Annotated in this window: 25 protein-coding genes and 4 pseudogenes; 23 read left to right on the forward strand and 6 right to left on the reverse strand. The window is 38.7% G+C overall.

The genetic code is table 11. The annotated features are described in order from the left end of the window. Window positions 1-23: 23 nt before the first annotated feature. The 4 genes from G4417_RS12780 to G4417_RS12795 form a co-directional block, all read right to left on the reverse strand. Window positions 24-437 carry an MATE family efflux transporter gene (locus G4417_RS12780; RefSeq protein ID WP_243872141.1) on the reverse strand — a complete coding sequence of 138 codons (414 nt, stop codon included), beginning with the start codon at window positions 435-437 and terminating at the stop codon, window positions 24-26. Then, window positions 424-711, reverse strand: coding sequence for a nitroreductase family protein (locus G4417_RS12785; RefSeq protein ID WP_173683750.1), 288 nt, complete (start codon window positions 709-711; stop codon window positions 424-426). Before G4417_RS12785 ends, G4417_RS12780 begins: the two co-directional genes overlap by 14 nt. Before the next feature lie 817 nt (window positions 712-1,528). Then, window positions 1,529-1,774, reverse strand: coding sequence for a hypothetical protein (locus G4417_RS17000; protein WP_243872142.1), 246 nt, complete (start codon window positions 1,772-1,774; stop codon window positions 1,529-1,531). Then, on the reverse strand, window positions 1,752-2,381 hold the full coding sequence (locus tag G4417_RS12795; RefSeq protein WP_173683751.1) for a restriction endonuclease subunit S: 630 nt from the start codon (window positions 2,379-2,381) through the stop codon (window positions 1,752-1,754). Before G4417_RS12795 ends, G4417_RS17000 begins: the two co-directional genes overlap by 23 nt. Before the next feature lie 96 nt (window positions 2,382-2,477). Here G4417_RS12795 and G4417_RS12800 point away from each other — a divergent pair, with 96 nt between their 5' ends. The 11 genes and pseudogenes from G4417_RS12800 (at window position 2,478) to G4417_RS12855 (ending at window position 5,945) form a co-directional block, all read left to right on the forward strand. Further along, window positions 2,478-2,870 (forward strand): pyridoxamine 5'-phosphate oxidase family protein, encoded by a 393-nt coding sequence (locus G4417_RS12800; RefSeq protein WP_173683752.1) that lies wholly within the window; start codon window positions 2,478-2,480, stop codon window positions 2,868-2,870. 52 nt (window positions 2,871-2,922) lie between these two features. Further along, a complete protein-coding gene (locus G4417_RS12805) occupies window positions 2,923-3,288 on the forward strand; it encodes a PAS domain-containing protein (protein ID WP_173683753.1) in 366 nt (121 codons plus the stop codon). A 4-nt stretch (window positions 3,289-3,292) separates the two neighbouring features. After that, window positions 3,293-3,560, forward strand: a pseudogene (locus G4417_RS17770) (DUF4186 family protein); the annotation flags it as partial. Then, the gene (locus G4417_RS12820; RefSeq protein WP_330598340.1) at window positions 3,556-3,717 is read left to right on the forward strand and encodes a hypothetical protein; all 162 of its coding nucleotides are present in this window, start codon (window positions 3,556-3,558) and stop codon (window positions 3,715-3,717) included. The pseudogene G4417_RS17770 and the gene G4417_RS12820, both read left to right, overlap by 5 nt. 13 nt (window positions 3,718-3,730) lie before the next feature. Then, window positions 3,731-4,003 carry a hypothetical protein gene (locus tag G4417_RS12825; protein WP_195566946.1) on the forward strand — a complete coding sequence of 91 codons (273 nt, stop codon included), beginning with the start codon at window positions 3,731-3,733 and terminating at the stop codon, window positions 4,001-4,003. A 76-nt stretch (window positions 4,004-4,079) separates the two neighbouring features. Beyond that, a complete protein-coding gene (locus tag G4417_RS12830; RefSeq protein WP_055059602.1) occupies window positions 4,080-4,604 on the forward strand; it encodes a flavodoxin family protein in 525 nt (174 codons plus the stop codon). Continuing rightward, complete coding sequence (locus G4417_RS12835; protein WP_173717692.1) at window positions 4,579-4,743, forward strand: hypothetical protein; 165 nt, start codon at window positions 4,579-4,581, stop codon at window positions 4,741-4,743. The genes G4417_RS12830 and G4417_RS12835 overlap by 26 nt, the downstream gene beginning before the upstream one ends. Then, window positions 4,724-4,876: pseudogene (locus tag G4417_RS17570) on the forward strand (phage tail tape measure protein); the annotation flags it as partial. The gene G4417_RS12835 and the pseudogene G4417_RS17570, both read left to right, overlap by 20 nt. A gap of 114 nt (window positions 4,877-4,990) precedes the next feature. Further along, window positions 4,991-5,506, forward strand: a pseudogene (locus tag G4417_RS17575) (hypothetical protein); the annotation flags it as partial. Continuing rightward, window positions 5,497-5,685 (forward strand): annotated as a pseudogene (locus G4417_RS12850) (phage holin family protein); the annotation flags it as partial. The pseudogenes G4417_RS17575 and G4417_RS12850, both read left to right, overlap by 10 nt. Before the next feature lie 2 nt (window positions 5,686-5,687). Continuing rightward, window positions 5,688-5,945 carry a hypothetical protein gene (locus G4417_RS12855; RefSeq protein WP_243268924.1) on the forward strand — a complete coding sequence of 86 codons (258 nt, stop codon included), beginning with the start codon at window positions 5,688-5,690 and terminating at the stop codon, window positions 5,943-5,945. A 224-nt stretch (window positions 5,946-6,169) separates the two neighbouring features. Here the strand turns inward: G4417_RS12855 and G4417_RS12860 are convergent, their stop codons facing one another. Then, window positions 6,170-7,033 (reverse strand): AraC family transcriptional regulator, encoded by an 864-nt coding sequence (locus G4417_RS12860; protein ID WP_173683755.1) that lies wholly within the window; start codon window positions 7,031-7,033, stop codon window positions 6,170-6,172. A gap of 199 nt (window positions 7,034-7,232) precedes the next feature. Here G4417_RS12860 and G4417_RS12865 point away from each other — a divergent pair, with 199 nt between their 5' ends. From G4417_RS12865 to G4417_RS12890, 6 genes are all read left to right on the forward strand, one after another. Continuing rightward, on the forward strand, window positions 7,233-10,271 hold the full coding sequence (locus G4417_RS12865) for a glycoside hydrolase family 2 TIM barrel-domain containing protein (RefSeq protein ID WP_173683756.1): 3,039 nt from the start codon (window positions 7,233-7,235) through the stop codon (window positions 10,269-10,271). Between the two features lie 166 nt (window positions 10,272-10,437). Next, window positions 10,438-11,835, forward strand: a complete 1,398-nt coding sequence (locus G4417_RS12870; protein WP_173683757.1) for an MFS transporter — start codon at window positions 10,438-10,440, stop codon at window positions 11,833-11,835. A gap of 351 nt (window positions 11,836-12,186) precedes the next feature. After that, window positions 12,187-12,987, forward strand: a complete 801-nt coding sequence (locus G4417_RS12875) for a helix-turn-helix transcriptional regulator (protein WP_015527044.1) — start codon at window positions 12,187-12,189, stop codon at window positions 12,985-12,987. Between the two features lie 428 nt (window positions 12,988-13,415). Next, entirely contained in the window at window positions 13,416-14,294 is an 879-nt protein-coding gene (locus G4417_RS12880) for a LysR family transcriptional regulator (protein WP_119234895.1), read from the forward strand. A gap of 131 nt (window positions 14,295-14,425) precedes the next feature. Next, on the forward strand, window positions 14,426-14,896 hold the full coding sequence (locus G4417_RS12885) for a flavodoxin (protein WP_026648204.1): 471 nt from the start codon (window positions 14,426-14,428) through the stop codon (window positions 14,894-14,896). A 28-nt stretch (window positions 14,897-14,924) separates the two neighbouring features. After that, window positions 14,925-15,692 carry a carboxymuconolactone decarboxylase family protein gene (locus G4417_RS12890; protein WP_173683758.1) on the forward strand — a complete coding sequence of 256 codons (768 nt, stop codon included), beginning with the start codon at window positions 14,925-14,927 and terminating at the stop codon, window positions 15,690-15,692. 189 nt (window positions 15,693-15,881) lie between these two features. On the opposite strand, the gene G4417_RS12895 is transcribed toward G4417_RS12890, so the two are convergent. Next, window positions 15,882-17,030 (reverse strand): SLC13 family permease, encoded by a 1,149-nt coding sequence (locus G4417_RS12895; RefSeq protein WP_118254229.1) that lies wholly within the window; start codon window positions 17,028-17,030, stop codon window positions 15,882-15,884. Between the two features lie 179 nt (window positions 17,031-17,209). On the opposite strand from G4417_RS12895, the gene G4417_RS12900 reads away from it, so the two are divergent. The 6 genes from G4417_RS12900 (at window position 17,210) to G4417_RS12925 (ending at window position 21,631) form a co-directional block, all read left to right on the forward strand. Continuing rightward, complete coding sequence (locus tag G4417_RS12900; protein ID WP_173683759.1) at window positions 17,210-17,434, forward strand: hypothetical protein; 225 nt, start codon at window positions 17,210-17,212, stop codon at window positions 17,432-17,434. Between the two features lie 780 nt (window positions 17,435-18,214). Further along, window positions 18,215-18,673 carry a DUF6075 family protein gene (locus G4417_RS12905; protein ID WP_005426619.1) on the forward strand — a complete coding sequence of 153 codons (459 nt, stop codon included), beginning with the start codon at window positions 18,215-18,217 and terminating at the stop codon, window positions 18,671-18,673. Beyond that, window positions 18,673-18,849: a hypothetical protein gene (locus G4417_RS12910; protein ID WP_005426617.1), complete on the forward strand. Its 177-nt coding sequence runs from the start codon at window positions 18,673-18,675 to the stop codon at window positions 18,847-18,849. The genes G4417_RS12905 and G4417_RS12910 overlap by 1 nt, the downstream gene beginning before the upstream one ends. Window positions 18,850-18,872: 23 nt before the next feature. Beyond that, the gene (locus G4417_RS12915; protein WP_005426615.1) at window positions 18,873-19,649 is read left to right on the forward strand and encodes a ParA family protein; all 777 of its coding nucleotides are present in this window, start codon (window positions 18,873-18,875) and stop codon (window positions 19,647-19,649) included. Next, window positions 19,642-20,529 carry a ParB/RepB/Spo0J family partition protein gene (locus G4417_RS12920; protein WP_059085507.1) on the forward strand — a complete coding sequence of 296 codons (888 nt, stop codon included), beginning with the start codon at window positions 19,642-19,644 and terminating at the stop codon, window positions 20,527-20,529. The genes G4417_RS12915 and G4417_RS12920 overlap by 8 nt, the downstream gene beginning before the upstream one ends. A 22-nt stretch (window positions 20,530-20,551) precedes the next feature. Next, on the forward strand, window positions 20,552-21,631 hold the full coding sequence (locus G4417_RS12925) for a DUF6017 domain-containing protein (protein ID WP_227094344.1): 1,080 nt from the start codon (window positions 20,552-20,554) through the stop codon (window positions 21,629-21,631). Window positions 21,632-21,780: the final 149 nt, after the last annotated feature.

Consider the following 21,780-nt stretch of genomic DNA (forward strand, 5'->3'; position numbering starts at 1 on the left):
ATCCCGCATAAAATCAAGGTATATTAGAATGTAGAATTTACTTTTTCATTCAAGCTTTCTTCGTTATTGGTGAATGCCCCAAAGTAGGGTTTCATAATCAGTAATGACAGAAGATTGAGCAAAGCACCAATTCCAAAGGCCAGTAATAATCCATGTGTGACGGTAGCATTTGCCTCATTCTGCTTTCTCTGTCCAAGATACCCTGCAATCATTACATTCACGCCAACGCCGATCCAGATAGATGTCGCATTCATCAAAGTTGTAATGGGAAACGACAGGGAAACCGCCGTCAAAGCATTTTCACTCAGCCGCGCTACAAACGCGCTGTCTATCAGATTATAGGAATATTGCAGAAACATGGAAATCAGCGGCGGTATCGACATTTGCCAGATGAGTTTTCCAACGGGCGCAACCGCCATTTTGTTATTGGTTTGCATGCTTTCCCTCTTCTCCACAAATTGTCCGAACAATATAGTTTTGTTTGCGTGCTGCGTGCTGACCGGCTTCCTGGGCAGGATAGCCCAATGCAATCGCCCGCCTATATTTGGAGTCTGTAATTGCAATGATGGTTGGAGATTGATGTCCTCCGCCGGTAGGAGCGTAAGTCCCTGCTTCCAGTACAGCGTCCAAAACCTTGGAAGGGACAGGTTCCGATTTATAAGCCCGTACACTACGGCGTGTCTTGATAAGAGACAAAAATTTTTTTTCCATACAGATATAGTCCTCCATTCTGCTAATACTTCCGAGATACAGGCAACAAAAAAGCCACACAACTATCACAAGATAGCTGTGTGGCAAAAAGATGACCGAATCCGGAAAAGTCCACTAAAATTTTGCGTTTATTATTATAGCGAACTTGAAGGAGACTGTCAAGCATCAATCATTACGGAATTGTGGTGGCTGTCTGTTGTTTTTTGTGTTACTTTATGGCACATGAGAAATTCTGTCTGGTTTTGTACTCGTAGTGAGTGGGCATGTTCTCCCATTGGGAGGCCACCCACCAGTCCAATTCATTCAGTACGATATTGGATAGGATGCCGCCCTGCGGCGTTCCCTTAGTCGGGTAATCGCAGCTCATAGCTGGCTGGTTACCGACTCTGCCTCTTTAACAACAGTTATATGTAATTTGACAACATTGATTAGAACTTTTACATTTAGGGGAAAATAGCGGAAATTATTCGGATAGCATTACTACTAATTTTTACTCTTGTTTTATTGCTGCAACAGAATATAACAGCAATCAATCGTCAGGTATTTTTCATAGGTAATTCATTTCTGTTATAATTCCATATACGGATTTTCAGAATCTACAAGTCCGACAATTGTTTTGCAACCCCAATCCGCGCTATTCGCATCTGGAGTTCATCCTGCGCAGCAAGTACACGCTCGCGATTGAAAGTCCGTAACCTCTGCTCCTTTTTCATGATTATCAAATCAAATACAATAAATCTGCATGTACCATTTGGCAATAAAGGATATACACCTATTACATCTGACCCATCTTCTTTTATGCCTAACAAATGAACAATTATTTTTTTACATCCAGACTTATCCATTTGGTATTTTCACATTCATCACAAAATACCTTCTCCTTACAGTGAGTTAACGCTTTCTGTTCAGCTATTAACTTTTGCTTCTCTGCACGAATACGCTCCAGAAGAACGGAAGCCGGCTCATCATTTGGGTCTTGTGGTACAAGTTTACCTTGTACTGCCCATTGGAGAATTGATTTTTTCAGGGCATCAGGAAAATTATTTTGTAATACATAATACATTCAACGAATTTTCTTTTCCAACATATTCTGCCAACTTTACTTCTGCTTCAAGGATTTTATCAACGATACGCTGTTGCTCAGACAATGGAGGTATTGGAATTAAAATTGTTCCTAACTTATCACCAGAAATATGAACAATAATATTTCCGGTAGCAAGATTAACCTTTCGTCCAACTATATACGGCGATGCCATAAGGTATGTGAAGTAAAGAGGATTCATTCCATGAGCTGTCCAATATGCCAGATCTCCGCCAGCTGCAATTAAATCATTCCCAAGATAAGCCACAGCATTGACTATATCAGGCTTATTCTCGCCGGCGAGAGTCATAAGAATATCGCCGTAAGAGAAATGCTTGCATCGTTCAAATAAATCTTCTGAAACAAACGAAACCGCTTGATTGAAAGACGTGTGATATGTTGTGTATAGCTCTTCGTAGCGTACGCAAGGTTTTCCAAATTCAATGGTTTCGGCTCTTTTTATTCCACTTCCTCGGACAATACTTCCGATGGAACTAATTCTCACCCACTCCCAACTATCCGGAATCTCAAACGGTACTTCATCCGCAATACATACCGGCTCGTTCTTTCCAATCTTCTCATAAAGCAAATTATTGATACTTAATAAAGCAATATATGTTATACTAAGAATAGTTGTAATTTATTATAAGTATCTGATAAACAGTTAAGGCAGGAGGATTATACCATGGAACGAGTAGTAAATTTTTTGAAAGAAGCAGAAATATATTATTTGGCAACAGTGGAAGGAGATCAGCCAAGGGTAAGACCTTTTGGAACAGCACATATTTTTGAGGGAAAATTGTATATTCAGACCGGTAAGGTGAAGGATGTTTCAAAACAGATTCATGCAAATCCAAAGGTGGAAATCTGTGCATTTAAGAATGGAGAGTGGCTTCGTGTAGCAGGAGAACTTGTAGAAGATAATAGAAGAGAAGCAAGACAGTCTATGCTTGATGCTTATCCATCTTTACAGAATATGTACTCAGCAGATGATGGAAATACAGAGGTGTTCTATTTTAAGAATGCGACAGCTACATTTTCATCATTTACACATGAGCCGGAAGTAGTGAAGTTCTAAGGATAACATAAAATGGCAAAAAGTAAGAAGACAAAAATACATAAAAAGATAGATGGTCAGCTTTTATAAAAGTATTGTTGATCAGGACAGGGCATCCGTTGTTATATGCAATCTTAAGCATGAGATTATTTATATGAATCCGACAGCTGTTATTAGCTATGCGAAGCGAGGTGGCGATAAACTTATTGGAAGAAGACTGTTAGATTGTCATAATCCAGAATCAAGAGATAAAACACAGCAGGTAGTGGACTGGTTTGCAGTAGATGAAAGTCATAATATCATTTATACTTTTCACAATGAGAAACAGAATAAAGATGTTTATATGGTGGCACTCAGAGATGATGGGAAGTTGATAGGATATTATGAGAAACATGAATATCGAAATGCAGAGACTATGAAACAATACGATTTGTGGTGATGATATGACGAAGGATGAATGGTACAAACAGTTGTTTGAGCGACTGGATAATTCTAAGTTTCGAAGCAGTTTCCATCTGAAGCAGAAGGATATTGATTACATAAACGAAAAAGGTTGCGGTCGTCCAGTGGACGACCCTGCGTAGCAGGAGCAACGACCGAGCCGGGAGGCAAGACATGGATACAATCAGACAACATGCAGAGGAGTTTATCGCAAAGAGAGAAGCTCCGGCGTATATAGCAAATGATGGCAAGCAGACACCAATGCGTGGAGGTAAAGGCAAAGACAGGGAATACTACGGATGCAACTGTTTATGCAGACTGGTATAAGTCGGTGTATCTGCCGGCTGCAGATCCGGTTTCTTTGCAGGCATCTGATAGTGGAAAGTCTGTTGTGGATGCTTCAGGAAATGGAAAAGCACTGAGCTGAGGAGGATTCAGATATGAGCATGATGAAGAAGATTGAGATTGACGGGAAGGCGGTTGCTTTTAAGGCTTCTGCCGCCATTCCGCGTATTTACAGGATTAAGTTCCAGAGGGATATCTACAAGGATTTATCTGTTCTGGAAAAGAGTATCGGGGACGGGGATCCGGAAAAGTCTTCCCTGGATCTGCTGACTATCGGGATGGTGAATGATATGTTTGTGGAGAGCAGGAATGATGAGTACAAAGGATGGAGAAAGGTTGCTACACAGGAGGATTTTGACAGGTTCTGATTGGTGAAACATGATGACAGGATAAGCGAAAAAAGGTATAATGATTTCATGAAATCAGAAACTGGAGGTAACATACATGAAAATCGTAATTATTAACGGAAGTGCCAGAAGGGGAAACACGCTGACGGCGATTGACGCATTTATAAAAGGGGCGTCAGAAAAGAATGAGATTGAAATCATCCAACCAGACAGACTTCATATAGCACCTTGTAAGGGATGTGGGGCCTGTCAATGTTATAAAGGATGTATTGATCAGGATGATACAAATCCCACGATTGATAAAATTACTGCTGCAGATGTGATTCTTTTTGCTACTCCGGTATATTGGTGGGGAATGTCTGCGCAGTTGAAACTTATTATTGATAAGTGCTACTGCCGCGGTTTGCAGCTGAAAAATAAAAAAGTTGGAACAATCGTTGTGGGAGGATCCCCGGTGGACAGTATCCAGTATGAGTTAATTGACAAACAGTTCGATTGCATGGCGAAATATCTTTCATGGGATATGATTTTCCAAAAATCATATTATGCAACAGCCAGTGATGAACTTGCAAAAAACAAGGATTCTATAAAAGAACTTGAAAATATTGGAAAAAACTTATAAAGCATATTTAAAGTTCCAGGTTTCAGGAAAGAAAAAAATAAAAATAATGATGAAAGCATTTGTCAGGATGGCAGGTGCTTTTTTTGTGCCTTTATTATGGGATTTAGGGGGTGAGCCGTATGGCAGGGAACAGAATTAAGGGGATCACTGTCGAGATTGGCGGCGATACCACGAAATTGCAGACTGCCCTGAAAGGGGTTAATACAGAAATCAGGAATACGCAGAGTCAGCTGAAGGATGTGGAGAAGCTTCTGAAGCTGGATCCGGGGGATGTGCTTACGTTTGCAGGAGGACAGGCCGATGAGGGACAGATCACCTGTATCACTTCCATCAGGCAGAGGATCGGGATTCACACGTTTACCAATGCTTCCGTGCATGAGATCGGGCAGACGAAGCAGATGACACTGTTTGAGGCAGTGGAACTGGATTTTGAAAAGAATCTGCTGTATTCCATCACCTTTGGGACTTCCAGTGTGACCATTACGAAGATCCGGATCCCGGTGTTTAACATCGGACTGAATGAGAAGCTGGATGATACCACGTATACCGTACTGGAGGAACAGACACTGACAACGGAAAGTTTTACGTTCCTGGGGGATTATACGAAGTACGGGGAATTTATGGACGGACATGACGGATACTGGTATGGATTTTCCAATGAGCCGAATTCTTCCGGGGATGCGAAGATGGTGTGGATCCGGATCTCCAAAAAGGATTATTCCTTTACGGAGAGAAGCTGGACACTGTCCAAGGCGAAGCTGTCGGAAGTGGGCACAAGGGCAAAGGACGGTTCCTATCCAGAGCGGAATGTAAAATGCTGTGTGAGGAAGGGGTATCTATATGTGCCTTCTTATGATAAGAAGGGAGTTTATAAGATCAATACTGCTAATTCAGCGGATCTGTGCTGAGGACAGCGGTGATTTTTTTCTATATTTCCAATGAGGGTGTGAGTTTGTTGGAGAATGCAGGACATCTGGGGCTGCCGATCCCCAAGAAAATGAAAGAGGTTCTTGGTCAGTTGCATGATAAAAGTGAGGGAGACTCCGATGATGCATCAGAGGATGAGGAAGAAGGTGAGTGATTATGGGATACAGTAATAGTTCTTTGGTGGTGTACACGATGCTCAGTCCGAACCATTCCGGACTGAGAACGGAGCAGATTGACAGAATATCGCCGCACTGTGTAGTAGGTCAGTGTACAGCAGAAGGTCTGGGAGACTGGTTTCATAAATCATCTACCCAGGCTTCTTCAAATTATGGAAGGCGCGGGAACAGATACAGCGAAGACCGGGAAGTTTACCGGAGTTGGCGTGTTTACTATTGTAGAAGTGAAAAATGGTAAGGGTACTGTGAAAGGATGGGGAAAACTGAAATCCGGGGCTGGATGGATTAGTTTGGATTTTGGGAAGAGAGAGTGATTGTATAAGGCATAGGAAAAGCCTGCGGGAATGATATGTGTTCCGGCAGGCTTTGTTTTAAGATAGATGGCTCCGAAGTATGCTGGTTCGGTGTCGGTTCCTTACAAATCATTGTTTTGATAATTCGGTGGTATCCTCTTTGTGGATTTCAGAATTTGTTTCTCAGCTTTCGGTATTCTCTCGGCGAATATCCTTTCAACTTGTGAAAAAGCCGACTGAAATAAAGCTGGTTATCATATCCGACAATCTTAGAAATCTCATTGATGGAATAAGTTGTTGTTTCAAGTAACATCTGAGCATTGTTGATGCGGATTCCCACAATGAATTGCATTGGTGTAGAACCGGTATATTTTTTGAAATTTCGGATAAACCAGCTGACACTCATGCCTCGTGAGGCAGCATAATCATCAATATTGATATTTTGATTGTAGTTTTCACTGAAAAAGGTAACAGCATTATCCATCTCATGATCAAGATATTCATTTTTTAATATGTGCTCTCTTGTCAGTTCCCGGTGGAAACTGATCAGAAGATGACGTAGCAAAAGGACAAGCATTTCCTCATAATTGTCTTGACAGCGTTGGAGCTCGATAATGATACGTTTGAAAATTTGTTCATATTCATTAGATGTACCCACTTGAAAGACACGTTCTTTATCCGGAAACCCATATTGACGTAAGATATTTTTCACATTGCTTCCTGTGAAGTGAATCCAGTATACTTCTGTCTTATCTTCTCCGTAATATTCATATTTTTGGAGTTCTTTCGGTCTGTACAGTACAATGTTGCCGGCTGGAACAATCGTTTCATTATTTACATTATCAAAATGAAAATGCCCACAACCAGCAGTGATATATATAATCTGATAATCCAGACGACCCCTTGGACGGTAGGTCGGAAGTTTGGGATGTCTGGAAAGACGGTAAGTACCACAGCTACCGACAATCAGCTGACGACTTTTGTCTTTGAAATCCATATGTGAGTGGTTCAAATAACCGGTGTTCAAATACATAGGACAGCACCTCTTTTCGTACTTTTTATCATTGTATCATTTAGTGCATATTTTGTCTAATCCAATTTATAGACATATTTTGCGAATTAAGATAAGCTATATATAGCATAACTAAGGAACGTAAACAAAAAGTAAAGTATAAGGTTTGCTGTAGGAAAACAAAGAACAAAAAAGTATATGTATTGGAGGAGAGCTATTTATGATCGTACCACGTTATTATGAAAATCTAAGCGTACTGCACGAAAACACAATGCCAGCCAGAGCCTATTATATTCCGGCATCCAGAAGAATGGATAACTTGGTGGAACACAGAGAAGAGTCAGATCGTATGCAGTTATTGAATGGAACTTGGAAATTCCAGTATTTTAACAGCATCTATGACATTCAGGATTCTTTCTTTGAGAAGAATTATGATACCAAAAATTTTGATGAGATTCAGGTTCCAAGTGTATGGCAGATGGCTGGATATGATACACACCAGTATACAAACATCCGGTATCCATTTCCGTTTGATCCACCATATGTGCCACAGGACATTCCGTGTGGAGCCTATGTACATACTTTTGAGTACAGTAGAGATGAGAAAGCGCCAAAATCTTTTTTGAACTTTGAAGGAGTAGACAGTTGCTTTTACGTATGGATCAATGGCTCTTACATAGGATACAGCCAGGTTTCGCATATGACCAGTGAGTTTGATGTTACCGATGTACTTCAGGATGGAACGAATACGGTGGCAGTGTTGGTAATGAAGTGGTGTGATGGTTCCTATTTGGAAGATCAGGACAAATTCCGTATGAGTGGTATTTTCCGGGATGTGTACATTTTGAAACGCCCAAAACAGGCAATCAGTAATTATCATATTAAAACAAGAATTGAGAATATGCTTGCGAAAGTAGAAATTGAAATGAAATTCTACTCTCCGTTAAATGTAAAAATTTCGATTGAAGATAGAAACGGAGCAGTTGTAGCACTAGGAAGTATTGCTGAAGAAGGAACAGCTGTATTAGAAATCGCAAGTCCGGAACTTTGGAATACAGAAAATCCATATCTATATAAACTGATTCTTGAAACAGAGAATGAAGTAATTGTAGATCACATTGCATTAAGAAAGATAGAGATTAAAGACCAGGTTATTTATTTAAATGGACAGAAGATTAAATTCCGTGGTGTCAATCGACATGATTCTGATCCGGTTACTGGATTTACAATCAATCCGGAACAGATTACAACCGATCTTACGTTAATGAAGCAGCATAATTTTAATGCGATCCGTTCCAGCCACTATCCGAACGCACCATTTTTCTATGAAATGTGTGACAAGTATGGATTCATGGTAATAGATGAAGCAGATATTGAAGCTCATGGTCCATTTATGATCTACAGAAAAGAAGACACTGATTACAATCGGTTCAAACGATGGAATGAGAAGATTGCAGATGATCCGGTATGGGAAGAGGCAATCGTTGATCGCGTAAAACTCATGGTGGAACGTGACAAAAACCGTTTCTGTATTGTCATGTGGTCAATGGGAAATGAGAGTGCTTATGGCTGCAACTTTGAAAAAGCACTGGAATGGACAAAGAATTTTGATTCAGACCGTATCACACAATATGAGAGTGCAAGATATCGTAATTATGATGAAACATATGATTACAGCAATCTGGATGTGTACAGCCGGATGTACCCAGCGCTTTCCGAAATTCAGGAATATCTGGATAAAGATGGAAGCAAACCCTTCCTTTTGGTAGAGTACTGTCACAGCATGGGAAACGGACCTGGAGATTTTGAAGATTACTTCCAGATGATTCAGGATAATGATAAAATGTGCGGCGGCTTTGTCTGGGAATGGTGTGACCATGCGATTGCTCATGGAACTGCTGAGAATGGAAAGACTATATATGCTTATGGGGGCGACCATGGCGAAGAAATTCATGATGGCAACTTCTGTATGGATGGATTAGTATATCCGGACAGAACGGTACATACAGGACTTTTGGAATACAAGAATGTTTATCGCCCGGCAAGAGTTATTTCCTATAACAAAGAAAGCGGAGAACTGGTGCTTCATAACTACATGGATTTTGATGACTTGAAAGATTATGTGAAGATTAGTTATGAGCTGACACAGGATGGTCTTGTGATCAGCAAAGGCATACTTCCGGAGTTTTCTGTGGCACCACACGGGGAAGGAAAAACAAACCTGAAGATCAATGTTCCAGAGAATGGGAAGTGTTATTTAAAACTTATTTACCATGTGAAAAAAGAATTGCCATTGTTGGATGAAGACCATATTCTTGGATTTGATGAAATTGAGGTAAGTAAAGAGGATACAAAATGTAAACTTGCAGAGAAATGGATACCAAAAACAGTAGTGGACTCTGAATTACAGGTAAATGAAAATGATACACAGATTCATATCAAGGGGCGTGAATTTGCTTATACCATAGACAAACGTACTGCACTCTTTACAGAGATGAAATTCGCAGGGCGGGAATACTTGAACCATCCGATGGAATTAAATATTTGGAGAGCTCCAACAGATAACGATATGTACATCAAGTCTGAATGGAAGAAAGCCCACTATGATAAGGCTTACACAAGAGCCTATACGACAGAGGTTGTGCAGGGAAAACATGGTGTGAAGATTACAAGCCATGCTTCCGTTGTGGCAGAGACAGTACAGAAGATTCTTGATGTGACGATTACATGGAAAATAGAAGCTGCTGGAAAGATTGATGCAGATATTGCAGTAACAAAAGACGATGAATTCCCGGATCTTCCGAGATTTGGTGTGAGGATGTTCCTGGATAAAAAACTTTCAGCTGTAAGATACTTTGGAATGGGACCACAGGAAAGTTATTGTGATAAACATCAGGCTGCGAGCCACGGTTTGTACCGGGCAGATGTAGGGGATTTACATGAGGACTATATCCGTCCACAGGAAAATGGAAGCCATTATGATTGTGAATATGTAGAGCTTAACAACAGCCGATATGGAATTGTGGCATCCGCAGAAAAGGCATTTTCATTCAATGCTTCTTATTATACACAGGAAGAACTTGAGAAGAAAACGCATAATTATGAATTAATAGAATCAGATAGTGTAGTATTCTGTGTTGACTACGCATTAAATGGCATTGGTTCTAATAGTTGTGGTCCAGTTGTATTGGAGCAGTACCGATTTGATGATGTATTATTCCGGTTCCAGTTTACACTGATACCGTATATAAAGGGATAATAAAGTTTCATGTAACCCGTAAACAAGGAAAGAGAGTCTGATTGTTATGTAAAGTCCGGATATACAGAGCAATCAGACAAAATCAGAGAAAAAACAGAATTAGATATCATACGGTTAGCCATATTGAGATTCTAAGTGCGATGAAGATGAGGAGCAAAGAAATTCGATGGAAGAAAAAAAGTATTTGAAATGGTATAACAAAATTGGATATGGATCAGGCGATATTGCAGGTAATGTAGTCTATGCGTTCTTGACATCTTTTATGATGGTCTATCTGACGGACTCAGTAGGACTTGCTGCAGGTGTCGTAGGTACCCTGATTGCCCTATCAAAACTATTTGATGGTTTTACGGATATATTTTTTGGATCAATGATTGACAAAACACACAGTAAAATGGGAAAAGCGAAACCCTGGATGCTATATGGATATATTGGTTGTGCCATTACGCTGGTCTGCTGTTTTGCAATACCAGTCAGCTTGGGAACAACGGCTAAATATGCATGGTTCTTTATTTCTTATACACTGTTAAATGGTGTGTTTTATACAGCAAACAATATTGCTTATTCAGCACTTACGTCACTGATTACAAAGAACAGCAAAGAGCGTGTACAGATGGGATCTTACCGTTTTATTTTTGCATTTTCAACAAGTCTTCTGATTCAGGCGGTTACAGTTGGATTTGTAGATAAATGTGGTGGAGATGCTGCGGCATGGAGAACGGTTGCTATTATCTATGCAATCATTGGTCTGGTCGTAAATACGATTTCAGCACTTTCTGTTAAGGAACTTCCGGAGGAAGAACTTAATGAAGGAGAAGTAAAGAATGATAATGAAAAGTATGGAATGGTACAGGCATTCAAGCTTCTTGTCAAAAACAAATATTACATGATGATTTGTGGAACATATATTTTACAGCAGTTATATGGTGCCATGATTGGAGCTGGCATTTATTACATGACATGGGTACTGAAAAATAAGAATTTGTTTGGACAATTTGCATGGTCAGTAAATATTCCACTGATCATTGCCCTGATTTTCACACCGACATTAGTTGGTAAGTGGAAAGGTATGTATAAACTGAACTTAAGAGGTTACGTCTTAGCAGTCATCGGTAGAGCACTTGTTGTTGTTGCCGGATATATGGGCAGTGTTCCGCTGATGATGGCATTTACAGCTCTTGCAGCCTTAGGTCAGGGACCATGGCAGGGAGATATGAATGCAGTTATCGCATCTTGCTCTGAATACACTTATCTTACGCAGGGAAAGAGAATTGACGGAACGATGTACTCTTGTACTTCTCTTGGTGTAAAAATCGGTGGAGGTATTGGAACCGCTGTTGTTGGATGGATGCTTGAGTTCAGTGGATATGTCGGAACAAATGCAACTCAGCCACAGTCTGCACTTGATATGATGCAGTTCATGTATCTTTGGCTTCCGTTAATCTTTGATGTATTGATTATGTTTGTACTTTCAAGAATGAATGTAGAAGATGCAAATAAAAAACTGAAAGCAGAAAAAAAAATTGCTGCAGATGAAGTAACAGATGCATCAGACATAAATTAGAATTGACAGGAGAAAGCGTTGTCTGGTCATTACTCGATGAGACAGTGCTTTTTTCTATATATAAAGTGATTGAACTGTATTTTGAAAATAAAAAAGGACCACTTCATTTTTGTGAAATGGCCTTAAGAAAATATTCAGTTTTCACAAAATAGTCCTTTTAGTATTTATACATGGTAAGGATGCACAAAATATTCAGTGTAGAATACTAAAAGGTCATTCAGATATTTTTTTAGGTTGCTCATTTGCAATTCCTCCTTTCCTTATTTACAAGTTGATTATAAGATAGGTGTAAAAGGATTGCTTGCCAAATCGAAAGAAGATATAGACAAATGTTGCAAAGGGGAGTATTTCATGCAGTTAAAATATGTTGACACAAAAGAGGAGATTATAGCAATAAATAGGAAGTCAAAACATATTGAACCACATCTTCATAATGCACTGGAGATCGTTTGTGTAACAAGTGGATCATTAGAACTTGGTGTCGGACAGGAACTATACCATATGGAAAAAGGAGATATAGGCTTTGTATTTCCAGATGTTATTCATCACTATCAGGTACTGACACCCGGTGTAAATAAAGCGACTTATCTGATTGCATCGCCATTTACGATAGCCAAATTTGCAGATATCATGCAATCCATGGCTCCTGAATATCCAATCATCAAAGCGGAAAAGGTTGAACCGGAGGTATATAGGGTTATAAATGCAATTTTAGAGACAGAACAGTCGGATATTACTGTTGCACAGGCATATCTTCAAATTGTGTTGGCACGCTGCATAGGAAAATTAAATTTGGTAGAAAAGAGCAGTGTGGGGAGCAACGATCTTATTTACCAGACAGTTTCCTATATATCAGCAAATTTCAAGAAGAAGTTTTCGTTGGAAGAGATGGCAAAAGACCTGGGCGTGAGCAAATATGTTTTATCCAGACTCTTTTCCAAGACATTCCATAGAAACTTTAATCAATATCTTAACGATGCAAGGCTGAACTATGCATGCCATCGTTTGGAAAATACGAGTGATTCTATTACAAATATTTGTCTGGATAGTGGATTTGAAAGTCAGAGAACGTTTAACCGAGTATTTAAAGAAAGATATAAAATATCACCAAGTGATTATCGAAGTACTTGTGTGAAAGAAATGTTGTCATAAAAGGTTCTGTTGATCGAAATATTTACTTTGATTTTACAGTGCTATGTATTTGATTTCATGTGTGGATGATATAATATAAAAATATTTGTAGAAAAAAGAGTTTTATTCTATTATGAAAAGAGTAAGGTGTATTCTAAAGAAACAAGAAAGAGAACCGGATTAAATATGCTTGGCTGTCATTCTGTAGAAGCAGTGATGGTTGGAGATCGGATGGATTATGAAGAATCAGTAGCTGAAATATGATTTTCTTCGACATATAATTCTTGACTATTACGGTATGCTTGATTGTGCGATAATGAAAGACGAATTCCATATTTTTCTATCCATTTATCATTGCTATGGGATATAGAAATATTAAAGATATAGATGATGTCTGGGATACAATATGATAGAATGGTTACAAGAAAAATTTGTAGGAATATAAAGATATGGAATTAAGATTATTACGCTATTTTTTAACAGTAGCAAAAGAACAGAGCTTTACAAAAGCAGCAGAACAATTGCATATTACCCAGCCAACGCTATCCAGACAAATGGCGGCATTTGAAGAGGACCTGGGAATAACATTATTTATTCGAAACGGGAAGAAAATATCGCTCACTGATGAAGGAATTTTATTAAAAAGGCGTGCCTTGGAGATTCTTAATCTTGAGGAAAGGACGCTTGAGGAACTGAAAGGAAAAGAAGAGGTTGTAGAGAGCACGATAACCATTGGATGCGGTGAATTTGCAGCAGTGGAGACATTGGCGAAGATATGTAAAACATATAAAGAAAAATATCCGCTGGTTCAGATTGTATTGCATACTGCAACAGCAGATGTAGTGTATGAGATGATGAACAAAGGACTTGTAGATATTGCATTATTCATGGAGCCGGTGGACACCGAAGGGCTGGATTATATCCGGATCACAGATTGCGATCACTGGTGTGTCGGAATGCGGCCGGATGATCCGCTGGCAGAAAAAGAGTTTATAAAAAAAGAAGATCTTATTGGAAAGCCCTTGATCCTGCCGGAAAGAATGAACGTTCAAAGTGAACTTGCCAACTGGTTTGGGAAAGACTTTTCAAAATTACAGATTGCTTTTACGAGTAATCTTGGAACGAATGCCGGAGTTATGGCAGCAAATGGACTGGGGTATCCAATTTCAATTGAGGGTGCTGCAAAGTATTGGCGAGAGGATATTCTTGTACAGCGAAGAATTTCTCCTGAAATCACGACCAGTACGGTGATTGCCTGGCGACGGAATATCCCATATTCTTTGGCAGTCCGTAAAATGATCGAGGAGATTAATGCTTTTCAGGCATAAAACAAAATTCAATATAAGCATTAGACATAATGAAGCGATAGAGCTTAAAATAGATGTGTAAGATGAATGTAAATCTTATACATCTATTTTTTTGTTTTGTGAAAAATACGTATAGAAAGGGGCTTTTTATTATGAGTAAAAAATTAGTGGCATTTTTCAGTGCAAGCGGAACAACAAAAAAAGTAGCACAGATGATCGCAGAGGAAGCAAAGGCGGATTTGTTTGAGATTGAGCCGAAAGTTCCATATACAAAGCCTGATCTTGACTGGATGAATAAAAAATCCAGAAGCAGTGTGGAAATGAGTGATAAAAAATATAGACCGGCAATTATGAAAAAAGAGATGGATATGAGTTCTTATGACGAGATCCTTCTGGGATTCCCAATCTGGTGGTATGTGGCTCCGACAATCATCAATACATTTTTAGAAGCTTACGATTTCAGTGGTAAAAAGATTGTGCTTTTTGCAACATCCGGAGGAAGTGGATTTGGGAACACTGTGAAAGAATTGCAGTCATCTGCATCAGACGCAGTTATTACAGAAGGCAGACTGTTAAATTGTGGAACGAAACAGGAAATCACTGAATGGGTAAACTCTTTATAAATAACAGCGTTATGGAGGTATACAGAATATGGGAAAAATAGTACAGACAGCAGGGAGAAATACACTTGGTGAATTCGCACCGGAATTTGCACATTTTAACGATGATGTACTTTTCGGCGAAAACTGGAATAATCAGGACATCGACGTAAAAACAAGAAGCATTATTACAGTGGTTGCTCTGATGGCTTCCGGAATTACGGATTCTTCTTTAAGATATCATCTTCAAAATGCAAAAAATCATGGTGTGACACAAAAAGAGATTGCTGCAGTGATCACACATGCCGCATTTTATGCAGGTTGGCCAAAAGCATGGGCTGTTTTCAATCTTGCAAAGGAAGTGTGGGAAACAGGCGAAGGAGATTTGCCATACGAAGAGGAAGCGATGCGGGCGCATGCAAAAGAGATGGTATTTCCAATTGGTGCACCAAACGATGGCTTTGCACAGTATTTTTCGGGCAGGAGTTTTCTTGCACCGATTTCTACTTCTCAGGTTGGAATTTTCAATGTGACATTCGAACCAGGATGCAGAAATAACTGGCATATCCATCATGCAAAAAGTGGAGGCGGACAGATTCTGGTATGCGTTGCCGGAAGAGGATATTATCAGGTAGAAGGTAAAGAAGCTGTAGAAATGAAGCCAGGCAACTGCATCAATATTCCGGCAGAAGTGAAACACTGGCATGGCGCAGCACCGAATGAATGGTTTTCACATCTGGCAATAGAAGTTCCGGGCGAAAATGGTTCCAATGAATGGCTTGAACCGGTAAGTGATGAAGAATATAGAAAACTAAAATAGGAAGGTTGAAAAAACTATATTTATAAGACGATTTGAAAGTTGTAAAGTGGTGTAAAGATTAATGATCTTTGTATTGGCACTGAAAATATATTTATTTCTCCGCGGCTTTTCTTCCAGGATGGGAGAGTGCCGCGGAGAATTTTTTGCGAAGAAAGAATTGCTATAGCTTTTGTAATTCCGGGAAAACCTTTATCTAAGAAAAAAATACAATATTAACATGAATATCATGAATATAATATTGGAGGCTGTGAATATTCCCAAATACTTCCCTCTCAGATTCCTGTTTTCTTTTGCAATATATTTGAAACTTATCAGGCTTGCCATGGATGCAATCAGAGTGCCGAGACCTCCAATATTGGTTCCGACAATTAAAGCCCGATAATTATCTGTAAAGCCGGATAAAAGAAGCGCAGCGGGAACATTGCTCATAATCTGACTGGCAAGAACAGCAGTAAGTGTTTCCCTTCCTGCCATGATTCTTTCCAGAAAACTGCTGAATTGCGGAATCCTTCCAAGGTTGCCGATAAAAATAAATAATGCGATAAAGGTGGCAAGCAGGGAGTAATCCACCCTGCTTATATTTTCCCTGTTTCTTAGCAGCATATATATAAGAACCAATACAAGAGGAATCTGGTATGGAATGATACGTGCAACAGTGAGCAGGCAGATTGTAAATAAGATCAGGTAAGCGGCCAGGTATTCCATGTTAAGTTCTTTTCTGTCAGAGAATCCCAAAAGAGTTTTATCTTTTTCGGAACCGCATACGTGAGGTGCTTTGGCAGCGGCTACCTGTATCCATATCAGAAGAAGGATAAGTGCTGTGGCGGAATAGGGAAGCATCAGGGTTATTAATTCTGCCGCGGACATCCCTGCTCTGGCATATAGATAAAGGTTCTGCGGATTTCCGATTGGTGTGAGCATGCTTCCGAGATTAGCAGCGATTGTCTGCATGGCTACTATTTTAAGAAGCCAGTAATTGCCCAGTTCCTTTGGCAGTTTATGCACAATGATCAGTGCAAGAGGAACAAAAGTAATCAATGCCACATCATTGGTGATCACCATTGACAGGAAGAAACATAAGAGTACCAACAGCCTGATCACACCCACAGTTCCCGATGTTCCCATCAGCAATTTTTTGGCAAGTATATCAAAAACACCAACAGCCTTCAAACCAGCTACAATTGCCATCAAACAGAAGAGGAGCCCGAGAGTCCTGAAATCGATATAAGTAAAATAAGCCTTATCCGGTCTGACCCAGAACATAGAAAGAAGCGCCAGGATCACTGCAATTGACAAAACGGTTTCTTTCCTGAAAAAAACATATAATTTTTGTAACATAATATTTCCTTTCCGGTCTGATACGACCGCGTATAAGTATATCACAGAAACATCCAGAAAAAAAGAATATCATTTTGTATTGTGGATTGTGTTTGCGATTACCGCCTTATTCCTGTATAATAAAAATGTTATCAATGGCGACATCATTTCAAAAGTTCAGAATATGAAAGGAAAACGTTTTGGAAGAACTATACAGAAAATATCAGGGAAAAACAATAAAAGATGACTATGGGAAAAATTCCAAGGAATTTATAGATTTTGCAAATGACATGAAAAAGAGCATGAAAATTAATGCCGCAAAATATGGATTAAGGCTTATTACCTTTGAGACGGGGCCTTACGATATGTGCGGATATTTTAAGGACAACGAAACAAAAAAAGTATGCATATTTTTCATTCCATGAGTATAATGAATTTGACCCAAAACATTACAAAGGAAAGTGACCCTGTACGACAAAAACATTATACAACGAAAAAACACTGAGTGGTAGACTTCATCAATATTTTTTGATTTATTTTGAAACTTTTTCTGTTCCGACAGCAGATACCTTATTTCTGCTGATATTATCCATACTGACCTTAGAATCTGCACATTCCATCCGGTTTCTGTATCAGCATTTTTTATCCGAAATAACGGAGAAATCACTGAATGTATTTTATTATGCATGTTCCTATAATATTGGATATGGATGTTCATGTAATGCAGTTAAATGATTAAAGTGAAGAAAGATTTTAGCACTGCATTTTAAAGATATTAGAAGATTAATTAAGTTGGGAAATTTGTTTGAGCAGTAGTCTGCACCCTCTAAACTGACTACGATTTGACTACTACAGATGGAAGTGATTTGATTCATTTTGCACTTTTTTGCAAAAAATGTAGTAAATGAGAAGAAAACTACGATACCTTGAAATGCTGATAAAACCTTGCAAAATACGGCATTTCAAGGCAATTTGAGAGGAGAAAAAACAATGATTCGAGTACTTTTCGTATGCCACGGCACTACCTTAGCAAAATTCTGAAAAACCTTGATTTTACAGTATATTTTTGAACCAGTAGGGATGTTTTACTAAGTTTTTACTAAAGAGGAATCCCTAGCACGAATTTAGAAAAGTAACATATAGTATGACCTTATTAATTGGTAGAACAATTGGTAAGGTCCTTTTTTATTTCAAGGAGGTTCAAAATGAAAAGTACAGCGTTAGGAGCAGAAAACATTATTTTTATCAGTGATGCACATGAAAAATTCTACTATGAAAAATTACAAGAAGTACGGTATCAGGATGTGTACCATAAGGCATTGTGTTATTGTCTGGGTATTAATGGAGATACCAGAAAAAATGCTGACAGAATTTATAATTTTAAAACGGGGTCTGTTAAAACGAAATGTTTACATGAAGGATGGCAGACAAGCGGTAGCTTAAAAGTGGTAAGGATGGCATTTAATCTGTACTGTAACAGCACGCCAAGCGTTTGGGATTATGAAGATGCAGAGGAACAGGTAAACGAGTGCAGACAGTATACAGTAGAGGATATCTTCTGCTGTGTATATGCACCATATTTTTGGCAGGCAATACAGATCCGTTATCCGGAATATGTAGTGTACAATCAAAAGTTACATGCCATGCTTGGAGGAATAGATTAATGCTGAAAGTGAGACTGATGGGAACAAAAAATGATATTGCATGGTTTCAGAAAATCCTGCAGCGTCATCCTAAAATTGAAGTTATGGAATTATCGGAACTTTATTCCAATAAAGGGACGAGCAAATATTATAGAGCTTATGCTGAAATTGAAAAAAGTAATGTAAATAAAAAATAGTAGAAAAACAGGAGAATTATATCATGTGCAAAATAATCGCAATCGCAAATCAAAAAGGTGGAGTAGCAAAGACTACAACCACTATTAATCTTGGAGTAGGACTGTCTAAGGTTGGAAAACGTGTAATGCTGATAGATGCTGATCCACAGGGACATTTGACAATGGGACTTGGTTTTCCAAAGAACTTAAGGGTAACATTGAAAACAATGATGGAAAATATCATTATGGGATTAGAATTTGATCCCAGGGAAGCAATTTTACACCATGAGGAAGGAATAGATGTAATTCCATCTAATAAACTTCTTTCGGGAATGGACATGTCATTATTTACGGTAGAGGACAGAGAAAAAGTCTTAAAAGAATATCTGGAACTTTTGGAAAATGATTATGACTATATCCTGATTGATTGTATGCCCTCGTTGGGAATGATGACAATTAATGCGTTAAGTGCAGCTGATAGCGTTTTGATTCCGGTGCAGCCTCAATACTATGCGGCAGATGGCCTCATGGAATTACTGAAAGTTGTGAAAGGCATTCATCAGAGATTTAATCCTGATTTACAGATTGAAGGGATTCTGTTTACAATGGACAGCAGTCATTATAATAATTCAAAGAGAAATAAGCAGGCAGTACGAGATGCTTATGGAGCAGAGATTATAATTTTTGATCAGACAATTCCAAGAACAGAAGCTCTTGCCGAAACTGCATCAGAAGGTGTCAGTATTTTTTCTTACGATGCAAAAGGAAAAGGTGCGTACAGTTATCAAGCACTTGTCCAGGAGGTGCTGAATCATGCGTAAACCTAAGAAAGAAATTCAGCTTACTTCTTATGATGAATTGCTTGGAATCAATGAAGCTGAACAGAATACTCTTAATCAGATTGTTGAAGTGCCATTAAATGAGTTACATCCTTTTAGAAATCATCCATTTCATGTAAATGATGATGAAAAAATGGCTGAAACAGTAGAAAGTATCAAGAATTATGGCATCTTAAATCCTGCATTGGTACGTCCTCGCGCAGAGGGAGGATATGAACTGATTGCTGGTCACAGGAGAAAACGTGGTTGCGAACTGGCTGGAAAAAGTAAAATGCCAGTACTCATACGGAACTATACCGATGATGAAGCCGTAATCGTTATGGTGGATTCTAATATACAGAGAGAAAATTTGCTTCCAAGCGAAAAGGCATATGCTTATAAGATGAAGATGGATGCAGTAAAACATCAGGGCATAAAAGACGAAAACGCAGCTTCTGTTGACAGTGCAGATCTGGTTGGACAGGCTGCCGGTGACAGTGGAAGAACCGTTCAGCGTTACATACGCTTGACCTGTCTTATTCCGGAATTGCTGAAATTGTTGGATGAAGGAAAGATTAATTTTACAGTAGGTGTTTCATTAACCTATTTATCAGAAACGGAGCAGATTTGGGTGAAAGACTGCATAGTGTCTGGAGCAAGCTCTGTTACAGGTTCAATGGCGACAAAACTGAAGCAATACAGCGATGAAGGTAATCTGACAGAATTAGCGGTACAGCTTATTCTGAATGAAAAGAAAACAGAGACAGGAAAAGTTACTTTAACTGAAAAGAAAATACGAAAGTATTTTCCAAAGGAATATAACAGAGAACAGATTGAACAGGTTATCTATGAACTGCTTGATAACTGGAAGAAAAGCCAATAACGAGGGAAGGAGGGAAAGCAAAATGGCAAAATCCGAAAGCACAAAAATAGAGTTTGGTTATTTTCACGATTATGAATCGGAACAGTTTGCTTTTTACCGTATTCCCAAAGTATTATTCACAGATGAATATTTCCGTAATCTGTCCAGCGATGCAAAGGTTCTTTATGGGCTGATGCTGGACAGAATGGCTTTATCTATCAGACATCAATGGTTTGATGAAGAGGGTAAGGTTTATATTATTTTTACTGTTGAACAGGTTATTCAGTATATGAATTGTGGAAGAGATAAAGCAATGAAAACGCTTGCAGAACTGGATACCAAAAAGGGAATCGGATTAATTGAAAGAGTCAAACAAGGATTTGGTAAACCGGATATTATTTATGTAAAGAACTTTATTTTAAGGACATCAAAAGATGTTAAAAACAATGATGAATCCGAAGAGAGTATTCAACAAAATCGAGAGGTCGAAGAAGTCGACTTATCGGAGTCGGAAAAATCGACTTATCGTGGTCGGAAAAATCGACTTCAAGGGGTCGGAAAAACCGACTTCAAGAGGTCGGAAAATACGACTTATCGTGGTCGAAAAATCAGAACTACAGAGGTCGGAAAAATCGACCCAATTAATACTAAATATAATTATACTGATATTAGTAATACGGACAGGAATAATACTGATCTTATCAATCTTTCAGATTCTTCCGAACAGCAGTCAATGGATTTGATGGAAGAGATGGAGTTATTCCAGATGAATACTGCACTTGTAAAAAGAAATATTGAATATGACTGTCTTGTACAACGATGCAGACTAGGGGAACAGCAACAGTTGGATGAAATTGTGGCACTAATTGTGGAAACAATCAGCATAGAACGGGAGAATATTACGATCAGTGGAGTGAAATACCCATATCAGTTCGTAAAAAGCAGATTATTGTTGCTGGAAGAAAGCCACATAGAGTATGTACTTGATTGTCTGCATGAGAATACCAGGGAAGTAAAGAACATAAAAGCGTACTTGCTTACCTGTCTTATGAATTCAATAACGACAATAGGCAATTATTACCAGGCAAAAGTAAATCATGATATGTACGGAGGTGGCATATGAGAGGAAAAGAAATTATAACAAAATTGATAATTCCTGGTGCAATAGCTATGATTATCTGCTTAATTGTTCACCCTATGTGCATGAATGGTGAAATATTAGCCTGCAAATAAAAAGTCAAGGCTAAATTGAAGAACATTGAAAATTTTATA

Source organism: Blautia wexlerae, from assembly GCF_013300825.1.
Lineage (GTDB): Bacteria > Bacillota > Clostridia > Lachnospirales > Lachnospiraceae > Blautia_A > Blautia_A wexlerae_B.

What these genes read in the sequence shown, in the direction of transcription:
- G4417_RS12780 (WP_243872141.1), bottom strand. Translation starts at nt 437, where the DNA reads ATGCAAACCAATAACAAAATGGCGGTTGCGCCCGTTGGAAAACTCATC.
- G4417_RS12785 (WP_173683750.1), bottom strand. Translation starts at nt 711, where the DNA reads ATGGAAAAAAAATTTTTGTCTCTTATCAAGACACGCCGTAGTGTACGG.
- G4417_RS17000 (WP_243872142.1), bottom strand. Translation starts at nt 1,774, where the DNA reads ATGTATTATGTATTACAAAATAATTTTCCTGATGCCCTGAAAAAATCA.
- G4417_RS12800 (WP_173683752.1), top strand. Translation starts at nt 2,478, where the DNA reads ATGGAACGAGTAGTAAATTTTTTGAAAGAAGCAGAAATATATTATTTG.
- G4417_RS12805 (WP_173683753.1), top strand. Translation starts at nt 2,923, where the DNA reads ATGGTCAGCTTTTATAAAAGTATTGTTGATCAGGACAGGGCATCCGTT.
- G4417_RS12825 (WP_195566946.1), top strand. Translation starts at nt 3,731, where the DNA reads ATGAGCATGATGAAGAAGATTGAGATTGACGGGAAGGCGGTTGCTTTT.
- G4417_RS12830 (WP_055059602.1), top strand. Translation starts at nt 4,080, where the DNA reads ATGAAAATCGTAATTATTAACGGAAGTGCCAGAAGGGGAAACACGCTG.
- G4417_RS12855 (WP_243268924.1), top strand. Translation starts at nt 5,688, where the DNA reads ATGGGATACAGTAATAGTTCTTTGGTGGTGTACACGATGCTCAGTCCG.
- G4417_RS12860 (WP_173683755.1), bottom strand. Translation starts at nt 7,033, where the DNA reads ATGTATTTGAACACCGGTTATTTGAACCACTCACATATGGATTTCAAA.
- G4417_RS12865 (WP_173683756.1), top strand. Translation starts at nt 7,233, where the DNA reads ATGATCGTACCACGTTATTATGAAAATCTAAGCGTACTGCACGAAAAC.
- G4417_RS12870 (WP_173683757.1), top strand. Translation starts at nt 10,438, where the DNA reads ATGGAAGAAAAAAAGTATTTGAAATGGTATAACAAAATTGGATATGGA.
- G4417_RS12875 (WP_015527044.1), top strand. Translation starts at nt 12,187, where the DNA reads ATGCAGTTAAAATATGTTGACACAAAAGAGGAGATTATAGCAATAAAT.
- G4417_RS12880 (WP_119234895.1), top strand. Translation starts at nt 13,416, where the DNA reads ATGGAATTAAGATTATTACGCTATTTTTTAACAGTAGCAAAAGAACAG.
- G4417_RS12885 (WP_026648204.1), top strand. Translation starts at nt 14,426, where the DNA reads ATGAGTAAAAAATTAGTGGCATTTTTCAGTGCAAGCGGAACAACAAAA.
- G4417_RS12890 (WP_173683758.1), top strand. Translation starts at nt 14,925, where the DNA reads ATGGGAAAAATAGTACAGACAGCAGGGAGAAATACACTTGGTGAATTC.
- G4417_RS12895 (WP_118254229.1), bottom strand. Translation starts at nt 17,030, where the DNA reads ATGTTACAAAAATTATATGTTTTTTTCAGGAAAGAAACCGTTTTGTCA.
- G4417_RS12905 (WP_005426619.1), top strand. Translation starts at nt 18,215, where the DNA reads ATGAAAAGTACAGCGTTAGGAGCAGAAAACATTATTTTTATCAGTGAT.
- G4417_RS12910 (WP_005426617.1), top strand. Translation starts at nt 18,673, where the DNA reads ATGCTGAAAGTGAGACTGATGGGAACAAAAAATGATATTGCATGGTTT.
- G4417_RS12915 (WP_005426615.1), top strand. Translation starts at nt 18,873, where the DNA reads ATGTGCAAAATAATCGCAATCGCAAATCAAAAAGGTGGAGTAGCAAAG.
- G4417_RS12920 (WP_059085507.1), top strand. Translation starts at nt 19,642, where the DNA reads ATGCGTAAACCTAAGAAAGAAATTCAGCTTACTTCTTATGATGAATTG.
- G4417_RS12925 (WP_227094344.1), top strand. Translation starts at nt 20,552, where the DNA reads ATGGCAAAATCCGAAAGCACAAAAATAGAGTTTGGTTATTTTCACGAT.